We start from the raw sequence: 12865 nt of genomic DNA, 5'->3' as shown, positions 1-12865 counted from the left end.
CTGTCGGCGCAAACTGGATCACTTGTTCTCTTTTCTAGTAAAGGTCATCAACTGATATTCGACAAATTTCTTATGGATAGTGTTTCTTCGGCAAAAGGGATTCAACATTGGCAAGGCCTATTAACAAAAGAGCCTTTCCCCGTTGACACTAAGATCAAAGCCAGCTTACTTAAATTCATTCAGCAACCCAGCATTGCTTTAAATGATATTGCTCAGCATATGCGCCGTTGTCCTATTGTTTGTTGGCATGTATTTTCACGAGTAAACAGAGAGATAAAAAAAGGCACTGATCCAGTACGCCATCTTGAGCAGGCTTTGAGCTTACTAGGTATTAAGAAACTTGCAGAGCTTATTAACCGTATACCCTCACTAACACTCAACCCTCATCTCGCTGCCCACCGCTTTTACTGTCGCATGATTACCTGCAGTATGCATGCGGCCTTTCAAGCGAGTTACTGGCATCAACTTCGCGTTCAACAGCGACAGACAGATGAAGTCTATTGGCTTGCACTTTTTTTTCATTCCGCTTACTGGGGGTTATGGCTCTGGGCACCAGAAGAAATGCTTATGATTGAGCGAAGGGTTAGACTTCAGCACCAACAGCGCCAAAAAACAGAGCGTGATGTACTGGGATGCACAGTGGACACCTTGCAACTTATACTCTGCAATGAGTGGAAGCTGCCCATGCTGCCCATGTCCCAACTGTCTCCTTTGCTAGCAGCACCACCCGACCTTTGGGCCAAACTGGCTTGTATCAAACAGTTACCACCCGAACAACAACAACGTGCTGACACTTTCCGGCAAAAGCTTGAAAACTCACCATCTCTTCGAATAGCTTTTGCCAGTCCTGCACTTCCTGTATTGCTATGTAATCAACTTGCTTGGGAAACCAGCTTTTCCTGGGAAAGCCGGCACGTTCATCGTGTTCTAAAGCTTCTTGCTTTTTATACCAACAGGCCAGTACCTCAAACACATCATGATGCTTTTCAACAAGCCTTAACTGCCTCCTGCTTCACGCTTCCAGCAATGAGACCTGCGCCATTAGCCACCGTTTTTTTTAAACAGGCTGATTATCATACCGTACTAGCTGATGATCCAAGCGCCCTTGCGAGTACTGACTCAATAAATACAAAAAGTGCAGCCCAAAAGCCCGCTGCTCCCGTAGAGAGAGCTTCATCTCAACAAAAAGAACAAGCGCTTTCTAACAAGAATCCCCAAATCGCTGATGACGAATTTAGCTTATGGACGGGCAAAACAACGCAAGCCAAAGACCAGCAGCAAGCTAATGCCAAGACCCCGAGTGCTCCTGGCCAAGCGTCTAAAAAGCAGGAAAGTACCCCAAGCACATTGAGCAAAAGCCCCCCTTTAAAAGTTCAGCAGCCCACTGCAACAACTCAGCCGACAGCAGAAACCAGTCAACCAAGTGCCTCTACCACCACCAAAAAGCCTGAACCAGCCGCTAAGCCACCACAAATTAAACGTAAAATTGATCTCGATAGCGTGAAAGTCAGCTTAGGGCGCTTTTCTCGTTATCCTGAACTCTATAAAAGCCTTGCTCAATTATTAGAGGAAACAGCAAATATATTACATGTCGCACTTGGTTTTGAGCGCGTGGTCATTGCCTTACCCAATAAGCAACGGGATATGCTGGTCTCTCATATATCAATGAGTAACAGCATTCCTCTTAAGTTTAAGCTTGAGCTTCCAGCTGAGTCGCCAATGAGTCAGTTACTAAATAAAGAATTGGTGTTATGGGTTAATGCGAAGGAAGCCAACAATATATGGTTTAAACTCCCAAGCCAGCTGAAACAACTTGTCAATACTCAAATGTTTTTATTAGCTACCTTGCATGCCAACAAGCGCCCAATTGCTATGATTTATGCTGACTTGGGTATTTCTCAAACTGAGCTCACTGCAGCAGACTTAAAGTATTTTAGTACTGTCTGCAAAGGTGCTGGCAAAGTACTCAAACACTTAACCCGAAGCAAAACGCAAGCCCGCTAGTACATTAAATATTTGTTTCAAGCTCAATTCAAAACACCAAAAGTTGCCAGCGCTGAGGTTGCATGGCATGGTTGCTTTTTAATAATGACTAAAGCCAATACATGTACGTCCTTTGCTAGTATGAGAATGAGTCTCACATGAGTAGCCCACAAAACACTGATCAGCTAACAGATAATAACCCCCTTCGGCACTTACCCTTGCTACTTGAGCCTGAGGAGCTTGAACCATTACTTTCAACACCCAACCTATTAATTGTTGACCTATCCAACACTGAAAACTACCTACGTGGACATATTCCTGGTGCAGTCCACTTACCAGGAGCAGCATTACAGAGTGGTGAAGAGCCTGCAAAAGGAAAGCTACCTGATCCCCAAAAGCTTGAGACAATTCTTGCAAGCATAGGCTATCACCCAGATAAGCACATTGTTGCTTATGACGATGAAGGCGGTGGCTGGGCTGGCCGGTTTATCTGGACATTAGATTGTATAGGCCACTTGCATAGCTCTTACCTTAATGGCGGACGTGTCGCATGGGCTGCTGAGAGAAGAGCACTATCAACTGAGCCATCAAAGCCTGAGCCTACTTCTCCTCAGCTGCAACTACAAATTGCCCCTCGAGCAGATAAAGAGTGTGTTTTATTGAGCCTAAAAGAACAGGACACCGTGATATGGGATGCTCGCTCTCCAGCAGAGTTTCACGGAGAACAGCCGCTGGCTCTGCGAAATGGTCACATACCTGGTGCTATTAATTTAGAGTGGACCATTTTAATGGACCCAAACCGACAACTAAGAATTCGAGAAGATTCCAGTAAAATCTTAAACAGCTTGGGTATAACTCGGGACAAATTGGTCATAACGCATTGTCAATCACATCACCGGTCTGGTTTTACCTACTTAGTTGCCAAAGTACTAGGTTATCAACGACTTAAAGCTTATGATGGCTCCTGGTCTGAATGGGGTAATGATCCAAACACCCCCATTGAACAGTAGCTCTACTGTGTGAAATAACCTGATTTTTACTTTATTGTCTGCTTTTTGAGAGTGATCGTGTGAATAGTAAACTATTTGTTGCTTTACAACGTTTGTGCCCACAACACCTGTTATCCCGAGCCGCCTATTGGGTGGCAGAGAGTCCTTCCCAACGTTTTAATCAGGCTTTTATCAAATGGTTTATCAAAAAGTACGACGTTAATATGTCTGAAGCTGAACATCCTGATCCTAAGGATTATGTTCACTTCAATGACTTTTTTACCCGTGCTTTAAAACAAGGTGCTCGTCCAATTGCTGAAGACCCAGCTCACTTAGTATCACCCGCTGACGGCAAAATCAGCCAAATGGGTGATATTGAGCATGGCCAAGTGTTCCAGGCTAAGGGCCATCACTTTAGCTTATGTGAACTTATTGGTGGCGACTTCGAGCTTGCTCAGCAGTTCAATAATGGGCACTTTGCAACTATTTACCTTTCACCACGGGATTACCACCGTGTTCATATGCCCTTCGCAGGCGAGCTGGAACAAATGATTTATGTTCCAGGGCATTTGTTCTCCGTTAATGACGCAACAACCGAAGCTCTGCCCAACTTATTTTCAAGAAATGAGCGAGTAGTTTGTGTTTTTAAAACTGACTTTGGCCCCATGATTGTTGTCTTAGTGGGTGCCATGATTGTTGCTAGTATTGAAACCGTGTGGGCCGGATTGGTAACCCCTCCTAGGCGCAGACTTCAGAGACGAAGCTACACCCAAGAAGCAAATCAACCCATTAAGCTGGCAAAAGGTGCAGAACTTGGCCACTTTAAGCTTGGCTCAACAGCCATTGTGCTATTACCAGAGCAAGCTGCCCAGTGGCTACCTGAGCTGAGTGCGGGTTGTCCTGTGACAATGGGTGAAGCGATTGCTACTCGAAGTGAGAGACAGGAAAAACCCGAGTAACTATCAATGAGTGAAGCGTGCTTGAAATGAGTGAAACGTGCTTGGCTTGTGATGCTCAATGCTTGACTAGCAACAATGTCCAATAGAGCAGCAGAGTATGATACTTGCCAAGCCAGCACTCAGGTGACTTGGCTCTATCTTTCAAGCTATGGGCAAACTTTTAGCTATGGGCAAAGTCGAACGCGAGCACATCGGCTATTGCGTGTGTCCCCGCCAGTAACATTAATAAGCGGTCTACACCCAGGGCGACACCAGCACAGTCTGGCAATCCAACTCTCAGCGCCGATAATAAATGCTCATCAATAGGGTTAACTTCAAATCCAAGCTCTTGCCGCTTGGCTTTATCATGCTTAAAACGTTTTTCTTGCTCGATCGCATCGGCTAACTCGTTATAACCATTTGCCAACTCAACACCATCAATAAACAGCTCGAATCGGCTGGCAACCTGCTGCCCTTCAGTATCCAGTTGAACTCGAGACAACGCAGCCATAGACGCAGGAAAGTCATAGACATAAACACCTGCGAGTTTACCTTCAGCAGACCAACCTAGTGAAGGCTCTATTAAGTGAGTGAAAAGTAATTCTAATAATGCATTACGCTCCAAACCAGAGAGCTCTGAGTCAACCTTTTCTTTGACTAGCTTGATAAGCTGCTGAGTTGCTGTTCGGTGTGGATTAATTCCTAGGTGCTCTTCGAACAATTGCTGATAAGAAACCCGACGCAGCTCTGTAAAGTCACATACATGGCTTAGCAAGCCTGTAACATCATCCATCAACTGGTGGTGATCAAGCCCGACCCTATACCACTCAAGCATCGAAAATTCTGGGTTATGGCGTCCACCTGCTTCCCCATTACGAAAAACTTTACATACTTGATAAATATCACCAGAGCCAGCAACCAGTAGCCTTTTCATTGCGTATTCAGGGGAAGTATGCAAATAAACTGTCTGCCCCACAGACCGACTTACAGGCTTAAACTTAGTTGAGAAACACTCAATATGTACATCACATACAGCAGCATGAGACATTGCAGGCGTTTCAACTTCTAAAACATTTTGTTGCTGGAAATAGCTGCGAATTTTACTCAATAAATCGGCTCGCAGCTTTAACGTTTCCAGTGAAGCTGTTGGTTGCCAGTCGCTTTCTGGGGTCATGACTTTTCACCCTATTAGCCAAGAAAAGAACGTGATAAAGGCTTACTTTGTAAATATATACCCATATCACAGACCTTTTTACTAAAGCTGCATACGGCAAATTAAAATACAAAAAAAAGCCACATAGCCAACGGAAATTTATTAATACTAAACGTTTAATTTCACACCAATGAAAGTGGATAAGAGCGGCCAAAATCGTCGCCTTCCACTTTCATTATGGGGTTTGCTATTTATTACTTACCCGACTCACATACTCACCAGTACGCGTATCAATCTTCAGAATTTCACCCTGGTTAATAAACAGAGGGACTTTAACCACAGCACCTGTACTCAACGTGGCTGGCTTGCTGCCGCCTTGAGCTGTATCCCCTTTCAGACCTGGATCTGTTTCCACCACCTCTAGCTCGACAAAGTTAGGTGGTGACACGGTGATGGGAGCATTGTTATAAAGTGTTACTTCGTATACATCCTGCTCTTTAAGCCAGTTAATGGTATCACCCACCGCTTTTTGATCAGCTGCATACTGTTCGTAAGAACCATCTGTGAGCATGAAGTGCCAAAACTCACCGTCGGTATAAAGATACTCCATTTCTTTATCCACTACGTCTGCCGCTTCCAGTGATTCGCCAGACTTAAATGTTCTTTCCCAGACACGACCAGAGTTTAAATTACGGAGTTTAACCCGGTTAAAAGCTTGCCCCTTGCCTGGTTTTACAAATTCATTTTCTAAAATTACACAAGGCTCATTCTCCAATAAGACTTTGAGACCTGAGCGAAATTCATTGGTAGAATAGCTAGCCATATTTCCTCACCAATAGATTATTTGAGCGCCTATGATAACGCGAACAGCAGCCTGTGTGCAGGGTAGTCGCTGGCAACAAACGCTTTCAGAATCAATTACCGATCCACATGAACTGTTCGAACTACTTGGCTTAGATGCTGATTTACTGCCAGCAGCCAACGAGGCAAGTGGTTCATTTCCACTCCGCGTGCCCCACCCTTTTTTACAGCGGATGCGCAAGGGCGATATTAACGACCCACTCTTACAACAGGTTTTACCTACTGCAGCTGAGCTTATTTCTACAGCAGGTTATAGTGTAGACCCTTTAGCTGAGCGTCCCAAAAACACTCATAAAGGAATTATCCACAAGTATAAAGGTAGGGTATTACTGGTTGTGGGCAGCACCTGCGCCGTAAACTGTCGATACTGCTTCCGGCGTCACTTTCCCTACGAGGAAAATCGGTTAAATAAACGCCAGTGGCAGGAGGCGCTGGATTATATCACTAAAGACGACACAATTCGTGAAGTTATTTATAGTGGTGGCGACCCTTTAGCCGTAAATGACCAACGGCTTAAATGGCTAACGGAAGAAATAGCCAAAATCCCCCATATTGAACGCTTACGGGTCCATACTCGGCTACCTATTGTCATTCCAGAACGCATTTGTCCAGAATTATTAGATTGGCTAACCTCAACAAGACTTAAGACGCTTGTCGTTGTTCATTGCAATCATCCCAATGAAATAGACGACAAGGTAGGCTTTGCACTGCAGCAGCTCCAGCAAGCCGGGTGTATGGTGCTTAATCAAACCGTGTTACTTAAAGGCATTAATGATAACCCTGAAGTACTCATCAGCCTGAGTGAAAAGCTAGTATCGTGGGGAGCATTTCCTTATTACTTGCACGTGCTGGATAAGGTACAGGGTGCTGCTCACTTTGATATAGACCACGCCAAAGCACAGCATATTGTAGGCCAGATGATGAAGTTAGGCAGTGGCTACTTAATACCCAAACTCACTATTGAACAAGCGGGTGCAGCCAGTAAACTGCTTCTTCCTCCTTTACCCTAAGGCAGCTAACTCTCAGACTGCAATCAATAAAACTCATGCCTACCCTGTGTACAGGAGTCCTTCCACAGCAACCTGTATAGCAGGTAAAGCATGAGTTCAACAACAGTGTCCTGCATTATATACAACGAATGTCTTACACATCTATGAAGTATACCCACCAAACTCGTCAAATGTGGTCTATATAATTAGTAAGAACGTTCGATGATAATCTGTTGACACTGTAGTTTATTAAATGAGCACTCAACACACGCTTGATTTAAAAGTTCCCAAGCAATGCCGAACCAGCCTGACATTTGCAGATAAAACTCCAGATGCAATTGAGTCCTGGCTAACTGATTTGCCCAAAGCCAACCTAGGTGTTATGGCAAAGCAGTTATATTTGGCTCTTCAAGAAGTAAACCAGCTGCAAATATCCCATACGCTGCGCTTTGATATTATGGAGTTCTTCAGACCACAGTGTTATTACGTCTGTGACCAGCTCGGTAAACACTTTTTAGGTCATTCGATTGTCCTGACGGAGCAACAACGAAAAATCGCCAATTTAGCTCAAACTATTCAGTATCAGCTCACTATTGGCTACAAACACATTGTCAGAGATATGCTACTTGGTGGTAAAAAGCCAGAGGGCAATAAAGAGCTATTGGTAAAAACTATTCACCGCGCCATGAGTGATACCTCTCATACCTTGCTACGTGCATATCAGCTTTACTGCCCTATCCCCAAAAACCTTTGGCATGAATTACACCAGCTGTATCGTTTGGCAGAGTCGCTGCAACTGCTTCAGCAAGTCGTTGATGACCCTCAAAATTCATTTATCCATGACTTCTCGATTGAAGCAAACTATAAACGTATGTTGTTGCTTGCCTGTAGCAGACCTAACCAAGTACGCCAAGGGGATTTATTACAGATTTTTAATGCCCTTGAATACTGGACAGATGTTGTCATATTAGGACCTGCCAGAGACAACGTACCCACAACATTCATTATCGACTTAGAAAGTGATGCCGGCCCAACCTATCGGGCCCTCTTTAGCAAAACATTAAAAACACACCACCGAACATTAGAGTCTACAGAGCTAACTGAAACACTGAATTTATTTCTCAAAGACCCTGATGAGTGCGAACTGACAATTCCCAAAGCCATTAGCAAAGAGCTACTTTTACACTTGGCCCATGCCTGGGGCCCCCTTCAAAAACGAAGCTTCAAGCGCATTCCCGCCACTGGAAGCCTTGAGCTATCAGTAGGACTCACTGCAACCCACTATTATTTGTGTGGCAAGCAGGAATTTCGCCTTTGGCTCGAGGTACAGCATGTCGCCGATCATATTCCTGAACATCAAAAAGAGCGTTTCAATAAAAAAGAATATGATGTTTGGTCTCCTGCATTTGATGCTCGCCATAATGAGCAACGATTACTGGCTGAAGATGAGGTCAATATTTCCTATACCCCCGAGGAAGAAAAAAATCACAAACCCATCTTCCCTGTGTTTAGTGCTAACTTACTCAACACAAGCCCTGGCGGTTACTGTGTCAGCTGGCAAGGTCATCTTCCACAGCACTTACAAACAGGTGAACTTCTGGGTATCCATGAGGTTGAGTACAACTCATGGAACTTAGCGATTATTCGCTGGCTGCACCTTGAAGGAGAAAACCAGGTAGAGCTTGGTATCGAGCTACTGACCTGCAATGCCCGTCCTTGTGCAATGTGTCTTATAAGAAAAATAGAAGACAGTAGCCAGTATATGCGTGGTTTTTTTGTGCCTGAGATTAAAGCATTAGACCAGCCAGCCTCCCTGATTACACCACGCATTCCCTTTCAAGTAGGCCACAAAATAAAGGTCAATCTTGATGGTGTCATTCATAAAGCACAGCTTACCAACTTGCTTCTTTCAACGCCCAGCTTTAATCAATTTGAATTTCACTTAACTGATCCTGGCTCCTCTATTAAGCAACCAGGTACGAATAAACCAAAAACTAAGGACGATGATGACGAATTTGGAGGGATTTGGGATATCCTTTAATAAACTTATTTTTATGTGAACTGCTACTCTATAGGTGTGTGACAAACCGATAATTTAGGTGTGTAATGTGCGCTTCCTTCACACTTTTGAGTTGAACTTGAAAGATAAGTTTAATCTGACACAATCCCACAGTTGTTTGCTCGTTCGTGCAAGACAATTAATTGCCCTGGTTGTAGCTGGAGTGGTTCAACTCCAGAAAATGGATCAAATATGCAACAAGTAGAAGCCAACACTATTCGTCTATTAATTATTGAAGCTTCGCAAAATGAAGCGGAGCAAATTGTAAGTCTTTTTCGTAATGCCGGTAGAGCAACTCGCGCTCATCGTGTCACCTCTGTTGTAGATCTGGAAGAGGTCTTAAATGGCCAGTTATGGGATTTATTAATTGCCAGTCATCCAATGGATGAAATAAATGGTGATCAAGCACTGAGCGCAGTAAAAAAACTCAATAAAGACCTACCAGTTATTTTGCTCCAAGAAAGCTACAATTCAGATAAATTCACTGAAGCCTTGCAACAAGGCTATAAAGATATCGTACTTTATGGTGAAGAGCGTCGCCTGGTGCTTGTTTCGCTGAGGGAAGTCGATAACCTGCAAGAACGACGAATGCGTCGGAAAGCTGAAGTTTCTCTTCGTGAAGCCGAAAAACGCTGTCAATTACTCCTAAATAGCTCAGTAGATGCCATTGCTTACGTTCATGATGGTATGCATATTTATGTCAACAAGTCCTATGTCGAACTATTTGGCTATGATGACCCAGAAGAAATGGAAGGCTTACCCATTATTGACTTGTTAGCATCAGAAGATCAGGCTCAATTTAAAAACTTCCTCAAAAACTATCAACAAGGCGAAAATAATTCTGAAGACCTGGTGTGTCATGGGGTTAAGGCGGATGACTCAAAGTTTAAAGCGCGCATGTCTTTCTCCCCCGCAACATATGATGGAGAGCCTTGCACACAGTTGATTATTCGTGTTGACAAAGGCAATGCAGAACTTGAAGAAAAGCTAAAAGAAATCAGCACACAAGACTTGGTCACTGGGCTGTATAACCGTCAGTTTTTTACTGAGCAGCTTGAAAAAACCGTAGAACGAGCAATTGATTGCAAGGGAAATAGCGGCCTATTTTATATTTCTCTCGATAATTTTGATGAGGTGCGTGCTCAAATAGGCTTAGCGGACTCTGATCTGGTATTAGCCGATATTAGCTCGTTACTGAAAGCTCATATCACTGCCCCCAATATTATCTCCCGTTATGGCGATAACATATTCATGGTACTGCTGAATACAGACAATCAGGATTCCCTCTCTTCTTTAGCAAAAGCGATTTGCAAAAATGTTGAAGATCACCTATCAGAAGTATCGGGTCGAACTGTTCAAATAAAAGTTAGTATTGGTATCACCATTGTTAATGAAACAACGAATAAAGTTAAAGAAATTTTAGATCTCGCCCAAAAAGGTACAGACAAAGCTAAGTCAGAGGGTGAGAATAAATTTGCTTTTTATACGGCTCAAGATGACCTGGCCGAATTAGCCAGCGAAGGTAACGTGCTTGCGATGATTCAGCAAGGGCTGGAGAAAAATGACTTTAAATTACTGTTTCAACCTATCATCAGTTTAAGGGGCGACAGTGAAGAGCATTATGAAGTCCTGCTCCGCTTATACGACAGTGATGGTAAAGAGATACCTACTAAAGAAATATTTACGACAGCAGAAAAAGCCAAATTAGCTGCAAAAATTGATCGGTGGGTGATTTTACAATCCATCAAATTACTTGCAGTTCATCGCGCTAAAGGCCACAGTACACGACTGTTTATTCATATATCTGGTCCCTCGTTACAAGATAAAACACTGGTTCCTTGGGTGAGTGTTGCACTTAAAGCTGCCCGTTTACCAAGCGATAGCCTAATTTTTCAAATCAGTGAAGAAGACGCCACAACTTACCTTAAACAGGCAAAAGAGCTAACAAAAGCGCTTGGCGAATTACATTGCAAAGTTGCCCTGACGCATTTTGGTTGTGCAATTAACCCTTTTAATAACTTAAAACACCTTACAGTAGATTACGTCAAAACGGATGGTTCATTCACTCAAGACTTAAGCAATCCTGAAACACAGGAAAACCTTAAAACAATGATCAGCTCCCTGCATAGCCAAGGCAAGCTCACAATTGTACCTTTAGTTGAAAATGCCTCAGTCCTGGCAACGCTTTGGCAGGCAGGTGTGAATTATATTCAAGGTTACTACTTGCAAGGACCTGTATCAGAAATGGATTATGACTTTAGTAGTGATGACGAATAACCTAGGGCCTGTTAACACTATTTGAATATCACTTTATCAATTAATCACTCTTTCGTGATTTTTAGTCAACTTTAAAAAAGGCACCTGTGTGGAGGTTTACACAGGTGCCTTTTTTGTAGATTAATTAACCCCTCAGGGTAAATCCTGGTCTCGATACCCTAGCAAATAGAGTAAAGCATCTAACCCTAAGGTTGAAATGGATTGTTTTGCTGCCGTTTTAACGACTGGTTTAGCTCTAAATGCGACACCAAGCCCTGCTACCCCTAGCATGGGTAAATCATTAGCTCCATCACCTACAGCAATAACTTGATCCATTACTAAATGCTCTTGACTAGCTAGCGATTGCAATAATGCCGCTTTTCTTTGCCCATCAATGATTTCGCCAATAACCTCACCAGTCAGTTTACCATCGACTATTTCCAGCTCATTGGCAAACACATAGTCAATACCAAGTTTTTGCTGTAGGAAGCGAGCAAAGTAGGTAAAGCCGCCAGAAATAATAGCGGTTTTATAGCCCAGCTTCTGCAAAGTAGGAATAAGCTTCGCAGTCCCCTCTGTCAGCTGCAGCCGTTCAGCCACTTCAGCCAAAACCGACTCATCCAAACCTTTTAACAGCTTCATTCTTTTGGTAAAGCTTTCTTTAAAGTCCAGCTCACCACGCATAGCCTGCTCAGTAATAGCTGCTACCTTGGCACCGACTCCAGCCTCTTTGGCCAGCTCATCAATCACCTCTGCTTGAATTAAGGTAGAGTCCATGTCAAAGGCTACCAGCCGGCGACTCCTTCGATAAACACTGTCTTTTTGAATAGCAAGATCAACATCTAACTCTTGAGCCACCTGTAAGCAATGGTTCCTAAGCTGTGGCAGGTTTTCAGGTAGACCTCGTAACATCAGCTCAATACAGGAAACCGTAGGAGGAGTATTCACATCAACTGGTGCGGAGAGACGTTCCATTCGTTCAATGGTAAGCCCATGCTCAAGGGCCAGCCGGCTAATTGACATTAAATATTGAGCAGTAACCTGCCTCGCAAGCAGGGTCACAATATAACGAGGGTGCTGCTTGTCAATCAGCCAACGTTGATAATCATCCTGGCTCACAGGTTCAATGTGCACATTAATACCGAAACGATGCCCAAAATATACGACATCTTTAAACAGCAGTGCCGCATCAGTGTTATCAGCCAAACTAAGTAATGCTGAACAACTGAAGTGCTCATGAGAAGCTGATTGCTCAATATCCAAAATCTGAGCCTGGTGGCCTGCAAGCACCTGAAAAAAATGATCTGCAATGGTTGGTTGGTATTTTCCCTGCAGATTGAGTACAACAATATCCGCCACCCTATAACCCCTCTTCTGTTAATAACCAGTGAACAGGCAAGCAATATTACGGTCAGTTATATTACGATTTCACTTAAAATACACCATACTTATACACAACACATATAGCTATTAGTATGTAAAAATGGCGTGATAAAAGCATAAATGAAACGCAATACTGTGTTACAACAACCCCAAACATGATTTGGAATTTACACTCATGCTTAGTGCCAAGTTTTGGGCTTTAGCCACTTGTAATAATGTAAAATAACCCAACTATGGTTGTCTAAGCTATAAGA

9 protein-coding genes are annotated in these 12865 nt (G+C 43.4%); 6 read left to right on the top strand and 3 right to left on the bottom strand.

Translation table 11 applies throughout. The features are described 5' to 3' along the window. Nucleotides 1–72: 72 nt before the first annotated feature. From F607_RS0103175 to asd, 3 genes are all read left to right on the top strand, one after another. Nucleotides 73–2004, top strand: a complete 1932-nt coding sequence (locus F607_RS0103175; RefSeq protein WP_027706888.1) for an HDOD domain-containing protein — start codon at nucleotides 73–75, stop codon at nucleotides 2002–2004. A gap of 137 nt (nucleotides 2005–2141) precedes the next feature. Further along, the gene (locus tag F607_RS0103170) at nucleotides 2142–2993 is read left to right on the top strand and encodes a sulfurtransferase (RefSeq protein WP_051310798.1); all 852 of its coding nucleotides are present in this window, start codon (nucleotides 2142–2144) and stop codon (nucleotides 2991–2993) included. Nucleotides 2994–3052: 59 nt separating this feature from the next. Further along, nucleotides 3053–3931, top strand: coding sequence for an archaetidylserine decarboxylase (gene asd / locus F607_RS0103165; RefSeq protein ID WP_027706886.1), 879 nt, complete (start codon nucleotides 3053–3055; stop codon nucleotides 3929–3931). Nucleotides 3932–4091: 160 nt separating this feature from the next. On the opposite strand, the gene epmA is transcribed toward asd, so the two are convergent. Beyond that, nucleotides 4092–5084, bottom strand: coding sequence for an elongation factor P--(R)-beta-lysine ligase (gene epmA / locus F607_RS0103160; RefSeq protein WP_027706885.1), 993 nt, complete (start codon nucleotides 5082–5084; stop codon nucleotides 4092–4094). Between the two features lie 226 nt (nucleotides 5085–5310). Next, entirely contained in the window at nucleotides 5311–5886 is a 576-nt protein-coding gene (gene efp / locus F607_RS0103155) for an elongation factor P (protein WP_027706884.1), read from the bottom strand. A gap of 31 nt (nucleotides 5887–5917) precedes the next feature. On the opposite strand from efp, the gene epmB reads away from it, so the two are divergent. The 3 genes from epmB (at nucleotide 5918) to F607_RS0103140 (ending at nucleotide 11249) form a co-directional block, all read left to right on the top strand. Continuing rightward, a complete protein-coding gene (epmB, locus tag F607_RS27955) occupies nucleotides 5918–6934 on the top strand; it encodes an EF-P beta-lysylation protein EpmB (RefSeq protein WP_038289827.1) in 1017 nt (338 codons plus the stop codon). A 232-nt stretch (nucleotides 6935–7166) separates the two neighbouring features. Next, a complete protein-coding gene (locus F607_RS0103145; RefSeq protein WP_027706883.1) occupies nucleotides 7167–8954 on the top strand; it encodes a hypothetical protein in 1788 nt (595 codons plus the stop codon). A 210-nt stretch (nucleotides 8955–9164) separates the two neighbouring features. Then, a complete protein-coding gene (locus F607_RS0103140; protein ID WP_027706882.1) occupies nucleotides 9165–11249 on the top strand; it encodes an EAL domain-containing response regulator in 2085 nt (694 codons plus the stop codon). 132 nt (nucleotides 11250–11381) lie between these two features. On the opposite strand, the gene serB is transcribed toward F607_RS0103140, so the two are convergent. Next, nucleotides 11382–12587, bottom strand: a complete 1206-nt coding sequence (gene serB / locus F607_RS0103135; RefSeq protein ID WP_027706881.1) for a phosphoserine phosphatase SerB — start codon at nucleotides 12585–12587, stop codon at nucleotides 11382–11384. Nucleotides 12588–12865: the final 278 nt, after the last annotated feature.

The organism is Zooshikella ganghwensis DSM 15267 (assembly GCF_000428585.1).
Classification (GTDB): Bacteria; Pseudomonadota; Gammaproteobacteria; order Pseudomonadales; family Zooshikellaceae; genus Zooshikella; species Zooshikella ganghwensis.
Note: the sequence above shows the minus strand (reverse complement) of the source record. Positions and strands in the feature narration are given on the sequence as shown.